This window comes from Chitinibacter sp. S2-10, assembly GCF_046530675.1.
GTDB lineage: Bacteria > Pseudomonadota > Gammaproteobacteria > Burkholderiales > Chitinibacteraceae > Chitinibacter.
On the sequence record NZ_CP172558.1, the window covers coordinates 814,502 to 828,948 of the forward strand.

Below are 14,447 nucleotides of genomic sequence, written 5' to 3' on the forward strand. Positions count from 1 at the left end.
ATTTACTCGGGTATTGTAAGGCCGATGCCGCTCATGGGGCAAGCCTCACTCGCGCCAACAACCGCCAGAGACTCGGTCATTGCGACCCAGATCCTGCCACGTCTGCACATCGCTAAAGCCGGCCGCTTGCAATAACTCGCGACACGCTGCGCCCTGATCCCAGCCGTGCTCGAGCAGCAAGCAGGCGCCGCGCTGCAGATGCGCTGGCGCGGCGTTGATGATGCTGCGCAGGTGATGCAGGCCATCGTGGCCGTCGGTCAGCGCGCCGGTGGGCTCGAAGCGCAAATCGCCTTGATTCAGATGTTCATCATCAGAATGGATGTACGGCGGGTTGGAAACGATCAGATCAAAAACTTCACCTTGCACGGCGGCAAACCAATCCGATTGCAGTAATCGCACGTCGGCGTGCAAAGCTTGCGCATTGGCTTGCGCGACGGCGAGCGCGTCGCCGGAGAGGTCAAGCGCACTGACGATTAAATCCGGGCGTTCGAGTTTGATCGTGATCGGAATACAACCCGAGCCCGTACCGAGGTCAATGACTTTGCCGTTTTCTGGCGCGCGTTCCAGCGCCAGCTCGACGAGCAATTCGGTATCAGGGCGCGGAATCAAAACGGAAGAATTGACGATAAAGTCGCGGCCATAAAATTCGCGCCTGCCAAGCAGGTAGGCGACAGGCTCGCCATCGTAGCGCCGACGCGCCAGCGCAGAAAACTGTGCGGCTTCAAGGCTAGTGGCTGCTTCATCATCATGCGCGATCAGCCAGGCGCGGTTTTTCTGCAGCACATGCAAAAGCAGCACTTGTGCGTCAAAACGCTCGATCTGGCTGCTCTGAATCAGTTCGCGGTAAGTCGGTAACACGGTGGGCTCCTTGAAAGCAGCGCCATTTTACCTCTTCAGCCCGCTTTGCTGTTTTTCTTGGCTGCGAGCTGGTTTTCCATCAGCAATGTGTAGGCAATGTAATATTTGTAAATATTGCTGACGTACTGCACCGTTTCACGACCGATTTTGTCGGCAACGACGACCTCAACCTGATTAAACCAGACATTCGGATTCAGCCCGCGCTGCTGCGCTTCGGCGCGCAGCCGTTTGATTTTTGCTGCTCCTGCATTGTACGAGGCGAAAGCAAACAGATGTTTATCCACTTCGCTCATCGGTTCTTTGGCAAAATGCTGGTCGACCATTTGCCGGATATACTTGATCCCGGCGTGGATATTGGGTTCGAGCTGCCGGATATCACCGACATTGAGCTCCTTGCCGGTGGCCGGCATCACCTGCATCACACCAATCGCGCCCACATGGCTGCGCGCTTGCTGGTTCAGCCGTGATTCCTGATAACCCTGAGCCGCCATCAACAGAAAATCCATCCGGTACTGGGCGCTGTATTTGCGGAAAAAATTAACCATTTGCGCAAATTTCTGCCGCTCGGCAACCGAAGTCGCGTCTTTGACATAATCGAGTTCTCGCAGATAACGCCGCAGCAGCGTGTTGCCAAACGAAGTTCCTGCCTTATGCGTCACGATGAACTGGTCGAGTTGCTGCTTGAGTTGCGGGGAGTTTTTACGGATCGCCCAGGCAATTTCGCCGCCCTGACGTAGCGCGATTTGTTGATGCACGGTGATTTTGGGGAATATCTGCTTCCAGAAAGCCGCCTTGTGGCTGTCGACGATAACGAATTGCACCAGACCACTATTGAGCATTTCGAGCAAGTCTTCGTCTTCGAGCGTTTCCGGCGCCGCTTTCAACACTACCGGCGCCTTACCTGCTGCCTTCAGTTGTTGATTGAGTGTCAGCACACTTTGCCAATAGCTGCTCGATTTGCGGATAAACACCGTTTTGCCGGACAGATCGTTCAATTGCCCGACTTTGGGCGAAGCAGGGCCGCTGATCAGCAATTCGGCGACGCCGCTATTCACTGGCGCAGTAAAGTCGACCTGAGTTTTGCGCTCATTGGTGATCGTTAGATTGGCAGCGGCAATATCGCCTTTACCCGCAATCAGCGCCGGCAGCAGCTGATCGCGTGAAGTCGCGATAAAAACGACATGCAATGCCAATGCCTTCTTGCCACGCTGCCGGTTGATGTCCTGCTCCAGCGCCATCATGCTTTCATAGACAACACCGCGCAGCACACCGCGATCGACAAAATAATTGGTTTTACTTGGAACGACCAGCACCCGGATCAGGCGTTTCTGGCTCAGAACGGGAAAATCGCCGGTATATTGGCTCGCTTGCACTGGCATTGCAAAAACCAGCGGGGCTTGCAGCAACAGCACGGCGCAAAACAGTTGGAGACAGCGGCGTAGTAGCACAAGCCCTCCTCTCGCCAGATCTGACGGAAATAATCCTGATACAAGGATTATCGCTGCCAGACGCGAAAGAGAAAGGGCTCTGACCTTTTATCGGCAGGGCGAGTAGGTAACAAAAAAGCCGCTCGATACGAATATCGTCAGCGGCTTGTTTGATTGGCAGGGGAAGAAGGATTCGAACCTTCGCATGTCGGAATCAAAATCCGATGCCTTAACCAACTTGGCGACTCCCCTACACAAGCCGCGCAGTATATAGAAACTTTTTAAAAACGCAAAGCTTTTTCTATAAAAAATCGGCGGATATTTTCAGCCGCCGACCTGCTTCGCAAAGAAAACTTTAAAAATCAATGCTTTTTATAACGCGTCGGGTCAGCAACGCCAGCGGCGGCAAAACCGGCTGCGCGCAAACGGCAGGCATCGCAAACGCCGCACGCTTCACCGGCGTCATTAGCCTGATAGCACGTCGTCGTCAGGCTGTAATCAACGCCGAGTTTGATTCCCTCGGCGATAATTTGCGCCTTGGTCAGCCGGATCAGCGGCGTGTGGATATGCAAGGATGAACCTTCGACACCGACCTTGGTCGCCAGTCGCGCCATCGCCTGAAACGCCGAAATATATTCGGGTCGGCAATCGGGATAGCCTGAATAATCGACGGCGTTGACGCCAATATAAATGTCGTCGGCTTTGAGCACTTCGGACCACGCCAGCGCGTACGACAGCAGCACCGTATTGCGCGCCGGCACATAAGTCACCGGAATTTCGTTCGCCATGCTGCCATCAACCGGAACGGCAATATTGGCATCGGTCAGCGCCGAGCCGCCAAATGCCGCCAGATCGATTTTAATGACGCGATGCTCGATGGCACCCAAGGCTGCGGCAACGCGTTTGGCCGCTTGCAGCTCGGCGTTGTGCCGCTGGCCGTAATCGAAAGACAGCGCGTAGCAGTCAAAACCCGCCGCCTTGGCCATCGCCAGACACGTCGCCGAATCGAGTCCACCCGATAATAAAATAATCGCTTTTTTATTCATATGTACTCCCAATAGGTATTCACTCAGAGGCCAATTTATTATTAACCTACAAAGCTATACCCCTTGCTTTTCACCCCATAGCATTTTATGTAGCTGCACTTGCACGCGCACCGGCAGCTTGTCGGCGATCACCCATTCGGCCAGATCGGCGGGCTTGAGGCTTTCCCAGACTGGCGAAAAAATCACCGGCGCTTTTTCGTTCAGGCGATGGTCGCGCACATAATCGCGTGCCCATTCGTAATCGCTGCGATCAACCAGCACGAACTTGATTTCGTCGTGCTCGGTCACCGCGTCGACGTTCGCCCACAGCATATTCTGCATTTCGCCCGATTTCGGCGTTTTGATATCGAGAATGCGCGACACGCGCTCATCGACCTGATCAATCGGCTGGCCACCGCCGGTTTCGGTGCTGACGCTGTAACCAGCATCGCACAGGCGTTTGAACAGCAGATGAACCGGTTTTTGCGCCAGCGGCTCGCCGCCGGTCACGCAAACGGTTTTGCAGCCGAACGATTCGATCTGCGCCATGATCTCGTCAATCGACATCGTTTTGCCGCCGGTAAAAGCGTAGGCGCTATCGCAATAGGTGCAGCGCATCGGGCAGCCTGTCAGGCGGACAAACACCGTCGGCAGCCCCATCCGGCTGGTTTCGCCCTGCAGCGAGTGGAAAATTTCGGTAATACGCAATGACTCGCGCATGGGTTTTCCTTTCCAGAAGAACAGTCTGGGGGAATTAATAAAATGGCATCGTGCGATGTCCGTGCGCGATTTTATACCGGCAGGTCAACAAGATACAGACGAATTAATACCCCTGCGCTCGCCTTGCATAGCTTAAGTAGCGTCACAAATGCAAAACAGCCAAAAATCGGCATTCACGCTGAAGCCGGAACATGTTTTTCAGCCGTCGGCCACACACGGTATAATCGCCGAATCAATGTCGGAAATCCCTCACATGTCCAGCACCGTACTCCAGACCGTCTTGCCGAATGCCCAACGCCTTGTGATTAAGGTCGGCTCCAGCCTTGTCACCAACGATGGCAAAGGGCTCGATCATTCAGCGCTGACCCGCTGGGCGAAAGAAATCGCCGAGCTGACGCGCCAGGGTAAGCAGCTGGTGCTGGTTTCCAGTGGCGCGATTGCCGAAGGCGTAGCGCGGCTGGGCTGGAGCAGCAAGCCGACCGCCGTCCACGAAAAACAGGCCGCAGCCGCTGTCGGGCAAATGGGGCTGTGCCGTGCTTATGAAGCGGCGTTTCAAGAATTCGGTCTGACTTGCGCACAAGTGCTGCTGACACACGAAGATCTGTCCGACCGCACCCGCTATCTGAACGCGCGCTCGACGCTGCTGACGCTGCTGCAACTGGGTGTGATTCCGATCATCAATGAAAACGACACTGTCGTGACCGCCGAAATCAAGTTTGGCGACAATGACACGCTGGGCGCGCTGGTTACCAATCTGATCGAGGGCGACGCGCTGGTAATTCTGACCGACCAGACCGGCCTTTACACCGCCGATCCGCGCAGCAACCCGGACGCGACCTTGGTACAATTCGGCACTGCTGGCGACGCAGCACTCGAAGCGATGGCCGGCGGCGCGGGTTCGAGCGTCGGCACTGGCGGCATGTACACCAAAATCGTCGCGGCCAAACGCGCAGCACGCAGCGGCGCGGCGACGATTATTGCTTGCGGGCGCGAACACGACGTTTTGACTCGCCTGGCAGCTGGCGAAGCCATCGGTACGCAATTGACCGCGGCAACCAGCCCGCTGGCGGCGAAAAAACAATGGATTGCCGATCATTTGCAACTGAAAGGTCGCGTCACACTCGACGCGGGCGCGGTACGCGCGCTCAAACAAGGCGGATCAAGCCTGTTGCCGATTGGTGTGTGCGCCGTCGATGGTGATTTTTTGCGCGGCGAAGTGGTCAGCTGCGTGGATCACGAAGGCAGAGAAATCGCGCGCGGCCTGATCAATTACAGCTCGCAGGAAACGGCCCGCATCCTGCGCCGCCCGACTGGCCAGATCGAAGCGATTCTGGGCTATATCGACGAAGCCGAGCTGATCCACCGCGATAATCTGGTGATTTCATAAAAAATCAGCGGGATAATCCCGCTGTAAGTAACCGTGCAAAAATTTTCCAGCAAGGCACCAAAGCCGCAGGCAGTACAAGTAGTACGGCAAAGCGAGGTAACGATGCTGGAAAATTTTTGCTTGCCTGCTTATTTAGCGGTGCATCCGAGGCAGTCATTAGGAATTTTATTGCTGGAAAAATCTTTCTTGATGTCTTCCAGCTTTAATGGATCACCGCCAAAAGCGCAGAACTGCTCCGCCAGATAACCCTGCCAAGCATTCGGGCTGTTGCTCTGGATCGCTTGCCAGCGGCTTGTTGCGCTTTTCTTCCACGACGTTGTGCTCGTCGCAGCGGCATAACGCCGGAATTGTCCCGTCGCGCAATCAATCCCTTCGTAAACGACATTGATCACATCACCATTGGCAGGCTTGACGGCGACGGCGTAACGGACAATCTGATCAGCACCCACAGTCAGACTATTGAGCGATAATTTATGCGTATTTTTTTTGCCCAGTTGCGGAAAACTAAATGCAGCCCATTGCTTTAATTCTGCAATCGGTGGAATGGCGAAATCAGTTTCAACGGGGATAGGTTTCGTACCGTTCAGCCATTCCTTGGTATTGCCAAAGATACCATCATCACCACTCGTCGAAGTACCACGAGGGTCAGCTCCGGTCTGGCTACTGGCAAGCGCAGTCGTACTGAAACACAGAGCAAGAATCAATAAAACCGCACGCATGGCATTTCCTCAAAAGCAAAAAACCGAATGCTACCACGAGGATGAGCTTTTCAAGCTAGTGCGAGATCCGAATCATCGGCACAATTTTGCCGTCATGCTCGCTCAGCCATGCTGGCTGCAAGGTGACATGATCGATATGGTATTTGGTTTCGAGCATTTCATTGAGCTGCAAAATCAACCGTGGCCAGATTGCAGGGTCTTCGATGATCAGGTGCGCCGACAAGGCGTTGCGATTGGCGCCCAGATGCCAGACGTGTAAATCGTGCAAATCGGCAACGCCCGGTGTGCTGGTAATGGCATCGGCAAGCGCATCCAGATCAAGCCCCTCGGGAACGCCATCCATCAATAAATGCGTCGATTTTTTCAGCAAAGCCCAGGTCGAGCGCAAAATCAGCAGCGACACGGCAATCGACAAGATCGGATCGATCGGTTTCCAGCCGGTGTAATAAATCACCGCACCGGCGGCAATCGCCGCGACCGAGCCGAGCAAATCACCGAGCACATGAATCAGCGCCGCGCGGCTATTGAGGTTATCGTGGTCGTGCGAGAGTTGCCAGGCCGAAATCACGTTGACCAGCAGGCCGATGACCGCGATAACCATGACGCCCATTCCGTTGACTGGCTGCGGGTGCAACAGACGTTGTACGGCCTCGACGATGATCCAGACGACCAGCGCCATCATCGCCAGGCTATTGATCAGCGCACCAATCAGTTCGGCGCGGGCATAACCATACGACTGCGCCGCATTGGCCGGACGCTGACCGATCAGATTGGCAATCAGCGCCAGCAGCAAGGCCGCGCTGTCGGTCATCATATGCCCGGCATCGGAAATTAGCGCCAGCGAGCCGGACCAGACACCACCAGCCAGCTCGACAAAGGCAAAACCGAAAGTCACGGCCAGCGCCATGAGCAGGCGTTTTTGCGAAGTCGGCGCACGATGATCGTGATGGTGATGGCTTTCATCGTGCCGGTGATGATGACTGGCATTGTGCCCACCCGACCGGTCATGCGGGTGATCGTGCTGCTCACCGTCAGGAAAATGCTTATGGGTATGCGGGGTATATTTCACAACAGCAGTCCTTATAACGGCTTCGAGGCAATACAGCAGGCGGTATCGCTCCGAAGCAGGAGGGATTGCTCTACTATACCGTAGCCGCTTGCCCGCTGACAGCCGGAAAACGGACAAAAAAATAGCGCCGTGCAAAACACGGCGCTATTGCGTTATCGGCCAGTCAATCAGCGAATGCCAACACCGGGGTCACCCGCAGTAATTCGCGCCTCCAGCGTGTTGTGGATCGTGCGCCACTGGTACGCAAAGAAACCAGGGTCACGACGAACCCCCGAAGTCATGAAGTTGGCCATGCTATTGACGTCGGCGCTGGCATAATGGCTCAAGCCCAGATTGTGACCCACCTCATGACTCAGCGTCATCCCGCTATCTTCGGGATGGCTTGAAGTACACGCGGAACGGAATGCGGCACGAGGCGGCATATCGTTTGCACCCGATTTCAGCGAAGAACCACTGCCTGTTGGAGAACATGGGCTGGTCGAGGTATAGCGACGCACCATGAACACATTCGAGAATACGGCACTCTGGTTTGGAATGATGCCATGGGTAAATGGTGTTTCCTGCTGGCGGTTGCTCGCCGAATCACCACTGCCGTCCAGATTCCAGTTGAACGTCAGCACACCGTTATCGACCCAGCTCACTGCGATATTGTACGGCGCGTAATTCCGGGTAATGCTGGCCGTGATCGCCGCATTATCACTCATCAGATGCGTGATTTGCTCACCAGGGAAGGCCACATAGGAATAGGACAGTCGTACGGCTTTCGGACGCGTCACGATCAGACGCACCGCATCGACCACCACGCCATTGGCCCAGATTTGCAGATTGGTTTCACCGGCTTGCAAACCAGACAATGTCAGGCGATCAGTGCTACTGCCTGGCGTAACAAGCAGACTCGCTACGGCCGGATTCTCCACGGTGTAATACAGCGCAGGCGCATTCGGGAAACGGTTCACCAGTAATGTTTCGTCGGCGCCCGTCGTACTGAGTAATTTGCTCTTGCCTGAGTTGAGCGAATAGCCGGGATCATACGCCAGCAGGTTGCTGTGATCAGACTCGATATCCCCATAAGCATTGACGGAAACCGTTTCGGTACCACCCAGTTGCAACCACAGATCACTAGACCCCGCCACCCGGGCAAAGCCTTGCGTCGAACCGGCGTCATAGCGCACGGTGAACACATATTCCTTATCGGTCAGTAAAGCGAGCGGAGACGCTAGCGTCAGTGTCGTACCGGAATTCAGTGTAGTGGCTGCGCCATAAACGACTTCACCCGTATCCTTGCGGCTGACCTGCAAATAGATTTGGCGAGTGCTGCCACCCCAGGCCGTTTCTTTCACCTGAACTTTATTTACTTGAACCATCGCTGCCGGCATCGGCAACATTGCACGATCCACCTTGATCGTACGGCTCACACTTTGCCCCGGAGTCAGCGTCACCGAGCCGCCTTGCGACTCAAGCGGCCACAAGGCGTCGACATTGAGTGTCCGGGTCGGAATACCTTGCAACGGATCAAAAACCTGAACGTTCAAATCCATATTGGCAATAAAACCGCCATTATCGACGCTAGAGACCCAGCCATCTTTCACGCTGTATTTAACGGAATATGAACCGGGCAGCTGGGTATTCAGATTGGACGACTCCAGCTTGATTTTGCCGGTCATGTCACCCTCTTCCAGATCCGTTGCGGTCAATTTTGGATCGAATGCAGCGCCCACCGGCAGATATACCGTATTACCGGTCAGCCAGCCTTTGGTGCTATGAAAGATAGGGTAGTGATTGGTCTGTTTGGCAAAAGCCGGATCCTGAGTTGGCGCTGGCGTGCTCGATGGCGCAGCAGTCGGAACCAGAGCCGGGGTAGCCGTTGGAGCCGGAGTTGCAGTTGCAGTTGCAGTTGGCACTGGTGTCACTGTTGGCGTCGGAGCCGGCGTCGCGGTAGGGTTTGGTGTTGCAGTTGGCGTCGGAATCGGAGTCGCAGTCGGTTTTGGTGTTGCAGTTGGCGTCGGAATCGGAGTCGCAGTCGGTTTTGGTGTTGCTGTTGGCGTCGGAACCGGAGTCGCAGTCGGTTTTGGTGTTGCTGTTGGCGTCGGAACCGGAGTTGCAGTCGGTTTTGATGTTGCGGTCGGGGCGGGAGTCGATGTCGGTACAGCCGTTGGCACCGGGCTCGCAGTCACTGTGCCGCATACGCCCAGGTCTTTCCAGACGCCCCACTGTCCGGTCGTTCCCGGTACTTCGCCACGCGTCCACCATTTGGCTTCGTAGTTTTTCAGCTGATAGCTAACCACATTCTGGGCAACATAAATCGTCGTTGAATTCCAGCCTTGTGCGCAATTGGCCGCCATAGCGCCAGCGCCCATTCCTGACAGCAAAACAGCCAAAGTCGCTTGTTTGAACATATTCATTCGCTAACCCTTTTATCCGTCCCGATCAATTAGGGAGTTTACCGACCCATAAAATCCTGGCGAATATTAGACTTTTCGAATAAACAAGGCAAGATAACTGGATCACACGGGCTAATTTCGGGGCAGCCACTGAATCACACTGATCGCCTGCTCCAGTCGTAGCAGTGCGGCTTGCTGCCGGGTCAGCTGCATTTGCAAGGCTGCGCGTAACGACACGGCTCGCCCCGGCTCACCCTCGGCATTTTTCAAAGCGCGCGCAATCATTTGCGCATCGACTTCGGTAAAACGCGTCGCCAGCGCCAGCTCGACCACTTTGGCGCCGACCGGTTTGCGCTGCACCATTTCAAACTGAAACGCACGCTCGCCCTGCATCACAATAAATTGCTCGGAACGCGGATCAAGCGCGCTGAGCAGATTTTCTGTCTCGGCAATGTCCTGACGAAGCTGGGCGGCGAGTGGCACGGGGTTTCCTGTGAATGAACAAACGATGTCGTTTTGATTTTTTGAATTTAGGCTTGCACCTGGCAAACAATCTAAAGGGTATGTCTCGACAAGCAATATTCAGACTAGCCTGACAAGATATACCCAAAGGTCAATGACTAATCCACTGCAAAATCCCCTGCGCCGCATGACGGCCGGTTGCAAAACACGCGGTCAGCAGGTAGCCGCCGGTGGGCGCTTCCCAGTCGATCATTTCACCGGCGACAAAAACGCCGGGCATGGCTTTGAGCATCAAGCCGTCGTCGAGCGCGTCCCAGCGCACACCACCGGCGGTACTGATCGCTTCGTCAATCGGGCGCGGTGCGATCAGCTTGATCGGCAATGATTTGATTGCTGCGGCGAGCTGATTAACATCCAAAAATTGCTCTTTTGACAGCACTTCATGCAATAAGGCCGCTTTTAAGCCTTCAATTTTGAGTTTTCGGCGCAAATGATTCGCCATCGAATCGGCACCACGTGGCTGCTCCAGCGCAACGATCACATCGTTCAACGATTTTTGCGGCAGCAAATCGACGTATAAAGTCGCAAAACCCTGACTATTAATGGCTTCGCGTAAGTCATGCGATAGCGCGTAAATAAGGCTGCCTTCAACACCGCCCTCGGTGACGACAAATTCGCCGACTTTCTTTACGCCATCAGCGCTTGCACCGGCAGCAACAGCTTTCAGCGGTGTTCCGGCGAATTTTTTCGCCAGAAACGGCGACCAGCCGACATCAAAACCGCAATTGGCCGCCTGCAATGGCGCAACTGCAACGCCTTTATCACTGAGCAGCGGCAGCCAACGACCGTCCGAGCCCAGCTTGGCCCAGCTAGCGCCACCGAGCGCGAGTAGCACGGCGTCAAACTGCCGCGTGATTTCGCCATCGGGCGTCGCAAACCTCAGCGCCCCAGCTTCACCCCAGCCCAGCCAGCGATGGCGCGGATGCACCGTGACGCCACTGGCTTTAAGCCGCGCCAGCCATGCACGCAGCAAGGGCGCGGCTTTCATTTCAGTGGGAAAAACGCGCCCCGACGTGCCAACAAAAGTCTGAATCCCCAGTCCATGCACCCAGTCGCGCACCGCTTCGCCGCCAAACTGATCCAGCATCGGCTTAAGCGCTGCAGCGGCCGCACCGTAACGAGCCAGAAACGGCTCGGCTGGCTCGGAATGCGTGATATTCATGCCGCCGACACCGGCGAGCAGAAATTTGCGACCGACCGACGGCATCGCGTCGAACACCTCAACCCGTACGCCAGCATTGCTCAGCACTTCTGCAGCCATCAGCCCGGCCGGGCCGCCGCCAATAATGGCGATGGATTGAGGATGTGTACTCATAAGACCTTCCACTAAAAACAGATACAAACAAAAAATGGGGGGTTTACCCCGGCAAGCATCAATATCTACACAATTTTTCGCATTTGTTCCCCCTTTCAACGAAAGGGGGCTAGGCTCTGTTGACGTTTGGTTTACGGTCGCGCTGGCGCGATTTTTGTGACGAATCAAGGCATTGACTGCGAGGCATAGTCATTCTATGTGAGCAGGCAATAACGCAGAGTCGTCACAAAAAGCGCCCAGCCCGGAGGGTTTGGCTGTTTTTGGCCTGACACTGCGTTGCAAAACCTTCATATAGAACGACTATATATCAGGCTTTGCGCCTTGTTTCAGGCCAAAACCAGCACAAATGCGACTCGCAAACCAAACGTCAACAGAGCCTAGGGGGGATTTCTGCACTATTTGAGTGATTTTAACTGCTGAAATAGTGCCAAATCCCCCTTAATCCCCCTTTGATAAAGGGGAAAACTGTTGAAGTGGCTCTTAATTTTGCGGTTTTGAATCCACCCGCAGCGTTGTGTAGAAACTCATGCCCAGCAAAGAGGGAATAGGCTCTGTTGACGTTTGGTTTGCGAGTCGCGTTTGAGCTGGTTTTGGCCTAAAACAAGGCGCAAAGCCTGCTGCATAGTCATTCTATGTGAAGGTTTTGCAACGCAGTGTCAGGCCAAAACAGCCAAACCCGTAGGGCTGGGCGCTTTTCGCGGCGACTCTGCGTTGTTCCGTGCTTACATAGCTGGCTATGCCTCGCACGCAACGTCTTGATTCGCCGCGAAAATCGCGCCAGCGCGACCGTAAACCAAACGTCAACAGAGCCTAGTCATTACCGGGTTAATAATGCGGCGGGATTTCGTCAAACAGGCTGCGCGGCGATTGCTGATCGGGGCTGGCCTGATTTTGCTGCAGCATTCGCAATTCGCTCGCGAGCTGGTCGATCTGCAGTTGCTGACGCGCAATAATCGCGTTCAGTTCGTCAAGCAGATCGTCCTGCAAAGCCAGCCTGATTTCCAGCTCTTCAATCCTTTGCTCGGTGGCTTTAGGCTCGTCCATCATTGATCTCCGTCGCGCGGCAAAATGCGCGCGGGGCGTCATTATCGCCTGAATGCGCGCCGTGGGGCTAGCTGCTGTCGCCATGAGTTTTGCGAACCATAAAACTCATGGCGACAGCAGCTAGTTAAGTCCCCACAAACCAAACTGAATCGGCGGACGTGGAACCTTTTCCCCTCTTACACATTGATTTTATTTGCGCCACTTTTCAGCCATGATACAAGGAAGTCGCTTGCGAACCGCAAGAACAAACTCATGGGTATTAGTATGAAAATCAATACTAGCAAGGCATTGAAACACATACTGCTATGCGGTATTTTCAGCATCCCGTGCCTGACGGCTCAGGCCGAAACCAATTTCCGCTGCGGCAATTATGTGATCGGTGCTGGCAATACGATGAACGAAATTGTCGCCCGCTGCGGCGAACCGGCGCAGCGCCGCGATTATTACAAATCCCCGGTCTATCACGACTATTACGGCTATCGCTACCTGCATGAGCAGGAAGTCACCGAGTGGGTCTACAACTACGGACCGGACAAATTCATGGTGCAGCTGCGCTTTCTGAACGGCGAACTACAGGACGTCGAAACGCTGGGTTATGGGTATTAGCCAGAAGCAATCACTTCGGAGCCCATCATCGTACCCTTGGTGACTTCATGCCGAGTAAAATCTGACGGAAGCAATTGACAATGGTAAGCTTTGCGTAAATTGTGTTTTAGGGGCAGGGCAAGCTCCTATTACTAAAAACGCAGAATGCTTGCCAATTGAACTGATTACTCGATAAGGAATACGATGTTTACAAAATACGCCGTTGCAATCAGCGCACTTGCGACGCTAAGTGTTGCCGCAGAACAGCCGCCACTACGTGCTGATTTGAATGAAAAAGTGTATATGCTGCAAGTCGACAAGAATTTTCTGGGCATTTCAGTCGAGCTGGAAACTACGGTGTTCAAACCGGATGGTGATGGGCCATTTCCTTTGGTCGTTATCAATGAAGGAAAAAGCTTTGGCAATCCGGCTTTTCAGCCTCGCGCACGTTACAGCGTCTTGGCTGAAGAGTTGGTCGCACGCGGTTATGCCGTCGCTTTGCCAATGCCACGCGGATTTAGCAATTCGAATGGCTCGTTTACCGATTATGGCTGTCAAATCGATCATGTAGCTCAAAAACAGGGCGCGGATCTTCGCAGAGTAATTAATGAACTCAAAAAACAGCCGTATATCAATGCCGATAAAATCATTGTCGCCGGTCAATCCTACGGTGGCGTGAACACACTAGCGACTGTCGCCGAGCCGATTGCTGGCGTACAGTTGGCGCTCAATTTTGCGGGTGGCGTCAAATATATGTCGACTAGTCCGTCGGACACGATATGCGACTGGCAAAAGTCACTGGTTTCAGCAATGGGCAATCTGGGCGAAAAAACGCAAGTCGAATCGATCTGGTTCTATGGCAAAAATGATTCACTATTTCCACCCGAGCTAGCGACCCAAATGCACGCGGCTTATACCCAGCATGGCGCAAAATCTCAGTTGATCCAATATGGCGATTTCAGAACAGACGCACATGCAATGTTTGGTACGCTAGAGGGATTCCAGCAGATTTGGTGGAGTAAGTTAAGCCCGATTTTGCAAACAAACGGTTTTCCGACCGAAAGAAAATATCCGCCACAAGCCAATGCGGTAAAGCCTAGCGGATATGCCAAGATCGATGAAGTCGACAAGTTACCTGCGGTCGTGAGCTCTGCTTGTCGGGACAAATATACCCAGATCATTCAGGAAGGCGTTTTACCGCGTGCGATTGCTTTCTCGGTCGAAGGTAATTGCGGCTGGCAAAGTGATTACGATGATCCGGCATTCTGGGCAATCACTGCCTGCAAAAGCATTTCAAAATCGCAAAACTGCCAGTTGTATGCAATTGATAATGCAGTCGTTTGGCCTGTAAAAAATTAAGCGTATTCAGTGCGCCGAGTGTGTGATCCACTTTCG

The 14,447-nt window shown here is 54.2% G+C and carries 13 protein-coding genes and 1 tRNA gene; 3 read left to right on the forward strand and 11 right to left on the reverse strand.

Annotated features, from left to right (window positions below; genetic code table 11):
• Positions 1-45 precede the first annotated feature (45 nt).
• From prmC to queE, 5 genes are all read right to left on the reverse strand, one after another.
• A complete protein-coding gene (prmC, locus tag ACG2XO_RS03825) occupies positions 46-858 on the reverse strand; it encodes a peptide chain release factor N(5)-glutamine methyltransferase (protein WP_410499495.1) in 813 nt (270 codons plus the stop codon).
• 35 nt (positions 859-893) lie between these two features.
• On the reverse strand, positions 894-2,237 hold the full coding sequence (locus tag ACG2XO_RS03830; RefSeq protein ID WP_410499496.1) for a transglycosylase SLT domain-containing protein: 1,344 nt from the start codon (positions 2,235-2,237) through the stop codon (positions 894-896).
• 223 nt (positions 2,238-2,460) lie between these two features.
• Positions 2,461-2,537: transfer RNA gene (locus tag ACG2XO_RS03835), tRNA-Gln, on the reverse strand.
• A gap of 110 nt (positions 2,538-2,647) precedes the next feature.
• On the reverse strand, positions 2,648-3,331 hold the full coding sequence (gene queC, locus ACG2XO_RS03840; RefSeq protein ID WP_410499497.1) for a 7-cyano-7-deazaguanine synthase QueC: 684 nt from the start codon (positions 3,329-3,331) through the stop codon (positions 2,648-2,650).
• A 54-nt stretch (positions 3,332-3,385) separates the two neighbouring features.
• Complete coding sequence (gene queE / locus ACG2XO_RS03845; RefSeq protein ID WP_410499498.1) at positions 3,386-4,030, reverse strand: 7-carboxy-7-deazaguanine synthase QueE; 645 nt, start codon at positions 4,028-4,030, stop codon at positions 3,386-3,388.
• Between the two features lie 253 nt (positions 4,031-4,283).
• Here queE and proB point away from each other — a divergent pair, with 253 nt between their 5' ends.
• A complete protein-coding gene (gene proB, locus ACG2XO_RS03850) occupies positions 4,284-5,417 on the forward strand; it encodes a glutamate 5-kinase (protein WP_410500227.1) in 1,134 nt (377 codons plus the stop codon).
• 128 nt (positions 5,418-5,545) lie between these two features.
• Here the strand turns inward: proB and ACG2XO_RS03855 are convergent, their stop codons facing one another.
• From ACG2XO_RS03855 to ACG2XO_RS03880, 6 genes are all read right to left on the reverse strand, one after another.
• Entirely contained in the window at positions 5,546-6,136 is a 591-nt protein-coding gene (locus ACG2XO_RS03855) for a CNP1-like family protein (RefSeq protein ID WP_410499499.1), read from the reverse strand.
• A gap of 55 nt (positions 6,137-6,191) precedes the next feature.
• Positions 6,192-7,205, reverse strand: coding sequence for a cation diffusion facilitator family transporter (locus tag ACG2XO_RS03860; RefSeq protein WP_410499500.1), 1,014 nt, complete (start codon positions 7,203-7,205; stop codon positions 6,192-6,194).
• Between the two features lie 167 nt (positions 7,206-7,372).
• Entirely contained in the window at positions 7,373-9,607 is a 2,235-nt protein-coding gene (locus tag ACG2XO_RS03865; protein ID WP_410499501.1) for an immunoglobulin-like domain-containing protein, read from the reverse strand.
• Positions 9,608-9,718: 111 nt separating this feature from the next.
• On the reverse strand, positions 9,719-10,069 hold the full coding sequence (locus ACG2XO_RS03870) for a hypothetical protein (RefSeq protein ID WP_410499502.1): 351 nt from the start codon (positions 10,067-10,069) through the stop codon (positions 9,719-9,721).
• Between the two features lie 130 nt (positions 10,070-10,199).
• A complete protein-coding gene (locus tag ACG2XO_RS03875; protein WP_410499503.1) occupies positions 10,200-11,423 on the reverse strand; it encodes a TIGR03862 family flavoprotein in 1,224 nt (407 codons plus the stop codon).
• Positions 11,424-12,248: 825 nt separating this feature from the next.
• Positions 12,249-12,551, reverse strand: coding sequence for a SlyX family protein (locus tag ACG2XO_RS03880; RefSeq protein WP_410499504.1), 303 nt, complete (start codon positions 12,549-12,551; stop codon positions 12,249-12,251).
• 180 nt (positions 12,552-12,731) lie between these two features.
• Between ACG2XO_RS03880 and ACG2XO_RS03885 the strand changes: the two genes are divergently transcribed.
• Positions 12,732-13,073, forward strand: coding sequence for a DUF2845 domain-containing protein (locus ACG2XO_RS03885; protein ID WP_410499505.1), 342 nt, complete (start codon positions 12,732-12,734; stop codon positions 13,071-13,073).
• A gap of 183 nt (positions 13,074-13,256) precedes the next feature.
• Complete coding sequence (locus tag ACG2XO_RS03890) at positions 13,257-14,411, forward strand: dienelactone hydrolase family protein (RefSeq protein ID WP_410499506.1); 1,155 nt, start codon at positions 13,257-13,259, stop codon at positions 14,409-14,411.
• The last annotated feature ends 36 nt before the right edge of the window (positions 14,412-14,447 follow it).

Excerpts from the sequence above, each read along its gene's own strand:
- ACG2XO_RS03830 (WP_410499496.1), bottom strand. The coding sequence starts at position 2,237 with ATGCCAGTGCAAGCGAGCCAATATACCGGCGATTTTCCCGTTCTGAGC.
- queC (WP_410499497.1), bottom strand. The coding sequence starts at position 3,331 with ATGAATAAAAAAGCGATTATTTTATTATCGGGTGGACTCGATTCGGCG.
- queE (WP_410499498.1), bottom strand. The coding sequence starts at position 4,030 with ATGCGCGAGTCATTGCGTATTACCGAAATTTTCCACTCGCTGCAGGGC.
- proB (WP_410500227.1), top strand. The coding sequence starts at position 4,284 with ATGTCCAGCACCGTACTCCAGACCGTCTTGCCGAATGCCCAACGCCTT.
- ACG2XO_RS03855 (WP_410499499.1), bottom strand. The coding sequence starts at position 6,136 with ATGCGTGCGGTTTTATTGATTCTTGCTCTGTGTTTCAGTACGACTGCG.
- ACG2XO_RS03865 (WP_410499501.1), bottom strand. The coding sequence starts at position 9,607 with ATGAATATGTTCAAACAAGCGACTTTGGCTGTTTTGCTGTCAGGAATG.
- ACG2XO_RS03875 (WP_410499503.1), bottom strand. The coding sequence starts at position 11,423 with ATGAGTACACATCCTCAATCCATCGCCATTATTGGCGGCGGCCCGGCC.
- ACG2XO_RS03880 (WP_410499504.1), bottom strand. The coding sequence starts at position 12,551 with ATGGCGACAGCAGCTAGCCCCACGGCGCGCATTCAGGCGATAATGACG.
- ACG2XO_RS03885 (WP_410499505.1), top strand. The coding sequence starts at position 12,732 with ATGAAAATCAATACTAGCAAGGCATTGAAACACATACTGCTATGCGGT.
- ACG2XO_RS03890 (WP_410499506.1), top strand. The coding sequence starts at position 13,257 with ATGTTTACAAAATACGCCGTTGCAATCAGCGCACTTGCGACGCTAAGT.